Raw genomic sequence first — 2,298 nt, 5'->3', positions numbered from 1 at the left:
ACGTGTGCGTGAGCAGCGGCGGCTGCGCCCACGCGATCACTGGACGTGCTCGGCCGTCGATCAGATCAAAGAAAAGCCGCGCTGCGTGCGCGCCGCATTCGTACATATCGACGTGCGGATACGTCTTGAAGCTGACCATCACGTCCGCATTGCCGATCATCTTCTGCGTCACGTTCGCGTGCAGATCAAGCGCCACAGCGATGGGCGCGTTCGGCAACGCAGCGCGCACGCGTTCGAGCAGGTCGCCCTCGCCATCGTTCGAGTTTTCGGCGACCATCGCGCCATGCAGATCGAGCATGACGGCGTCGCAGCCGCGCGCAGCCTCGACGATCGCAGTGCAGATCGCGTCGTAAGCGGCAGCCGCGACTGGACCACTCGGATTCGCCGATGCCGAGATCGGCGTGACAATGTCCGCGCCCGCGCGTTCGGCGGCATCGATGAACGCGCCCATCGCCGTCTGCATGCCCTTGTTCTCGTTATACGCGTCCTCGCCATAAGCGGGACCGTCGCGGCCGAACGCCTCAAGCGGCGTAGCCACCGGCGAGAACGTATTGGTCTCGTGATTCATGCGTGCGATAAGAATTTTCATGCGTCTTCCACGTGGTGAAGATTCAGGCCACACCTACGCCGAGGTAGCGGTCCTTGATCGCATCGTCACGAGCGAACGCGGCGTTGTCACCCTCATAGACGATACGGCCCTGTTCAATGATGATGTGGCGATCCGCGAGCTGCGTGCACACTTCCAGGTTCTGTTCGACCAGAAGAATCGCTATGCCAGCCTGCCTGATCTGCTTCAATTGCGCGACAATCTCTTCCACGATCACAGGCGCAAGCCCCTCGACGGGTTCATCGAGCATGAGGAGCCGCGGATGATTCATCAGCGCCCGGCCGATGGCGAGCATCTGCTGCTCACCACCCGAAAGCTGGCCGCCGCCGTTGCTGCGACGCTCCTTCAGACGCGGAAAAATCCGATAGATATCAGTGAGCTGCCAGGGCGAATCGCGGCGCGCACCCAGCTTCAAATTCTCTTCCACACTGAGCAACCGGAAGACTCCGCGATGTTCCGGCACGAAGCACACGCCGGCTGCCGCGATCCGGTGCGACGCCCACGTGCCGACCTCGACGCCCTTGAATTTCACCGTGCCGCGCTGCGGCGCGACGACGCCCGCGATGCTCTTCAATGTCGTCGATTTCCCGGCGCCGTTACGGCCCAACAGCGTGACGGTCTCGCCTTCGCGGATCGTCAGCGACACGCCCTGCAAGATGTGGCTCTTGCCATAAAATGCATGGATGTCCTGCACGTCAAGGATCATGCTCATGCGCGGCCCCCGGTGATCATGTTGCCGAGATAAGCGCGGCGCACGCGTTCGTCGCCGCGAATATCATCGGGGCGGCCTTCCACCAGCACCCGTCCTTGCTGCATGACGGTGATGGTGTCGGAGATGTCCATCACGATACCCATGTTGTGCTCGATCAGCACGACCGTGTAGTCGTCGCGCAGGCCGCGAATCAGATGCTTCATGTCGTCAAGATCGTCGATGCCCATGCCCGAAGTCGGTTCATCGAGGAAGATCGCCTTGGGTCGCGCCGCGAGCGCCATGCCCACTTCCAGCCGACGTTGCTGTCCGTGCGACAGCGCGCCGCCGAGCGTCGCAGCGAAGCGTGTCAGCCCGAGACGTTCAAGTATCGGGTCAACCACATCGCCTTGCTCGAGCGCGCCGCGCGGCGGCGTCCAGCCATTCAGCGCACGGTTTGAATCAACGCCCTGCGCCGCAACTCGCAAGTTCTCGCGAACGCTTAGGTTTGCGAACAAACTGGTAACCTGAAACGATCGGGCGATGCCGCGTTTCACACGAAGATAGTCCGGTTCGTGTGTGACATCGTGACCATCGAACACAATATTGCCGGTGGTGATCGGCAGTGTTCCTGTCAGCACATGGAACAGAGTCGTCTTGCCCGCACCGTTGGGACCGATCACCGAGTGGACGGTGCGCGGCATGATGCGCAAGTTGACGTTGTCGAGCGCGGTGAACTTGCCGTACCGTTTGACGACGCCCGTTGCCTGCAGAATGGGTTCGCTCATGACCCCTCCAGGGTGCGGCGCTTGTGCGACCGAATGCGCTGCACGATAAGCTCGCCGAGGCCCCATAAACCGCGCTTCATGAAGAGGCTCACCGCGATCAGCACCAGCCCGAGCAGCAACAGCCAGCGCGGCCATAGCGTAGAGAGCCAGTCGGAGAACAGCACGTAAAACGCCGCCCCCAGCACCGAGCCAAACAGGTTCCCCGTCCCGCCAAT

Annotated in this window: 3 protein-coding genes and 1 pseudogene; all 4 read right to left on the bottom strand. The window is 62.0% G+C overall.

The window, feature by feature from the left end; translation table 11 throughout:
• On the bottom strand, positions 1-589 hold a 589-nt coding region (locus WCA53_RS00070; protein WP_423903909.1), incomplete at its 3' end, for a M81 family metallopeptidase.
• Positions 590-611: 22 nt separating this feature from the next.
• Complete coding sequence (locus WCA53_RS00065; protein WP_423903912.1) at positions 612-1,313, bottom strand: ABC transporter ATP-binding protein; 702 nt, start codon at positions 1,311-1,313, stop codon at positions 612-614.
• 2 nt (positions 1,314-1,315) lie between these two features.
• The gene (locus tag WCA53_RS00060) at positions 1,316-2,083 is read right to left on the bottom strand and encodes an ABC transporter ATP-binding protein (protein WP_423903907.1); all 768 of its coding nucleotides are present in this window, start codon (positions 2,081-2,083) and stop codon (positions 1,316-1,318) included.
• A pseudogene (locus tag WCA53_RS00055) lies at positions 2,080-2,298 on the bottom strand (branched-chain amino acid ABC transporter permease); the annotation flags it as partial. The gene WCA53_RS00060 and the pseudogene WCA53_RS00055, both read right to left, overlap by 4 nt.

This window comes from Caballeronia sp. (assembly GCF_049581465.1).
Lineage (GTDB): Bacteria > Pseudomonadota > Gammaproteobacteria > Burkholderiales > Burkholderiaceae > Caballeronia.
This window is presented reverse-complemented; position numbering and strand designations above follow the sequence as displayed.

Bases quoted from the DNA above. Each gene is read 5' to 3' on its own strand.
- WCA53_RS00060 (WP_423903907.1), bottom strand. From the start codon at position 2,083: ATGAGCGAACCCATTCTGCAGGCAACGGGCGTCGTCAAACGGTACGGC.
- WCA53_RS00065 (WP_423903912.1), bottom strand. From the start codon at position 1,313: ATGATCCTTGACGTGCAGGACATCCATGCATTTTATGGCAAGAGCCAC.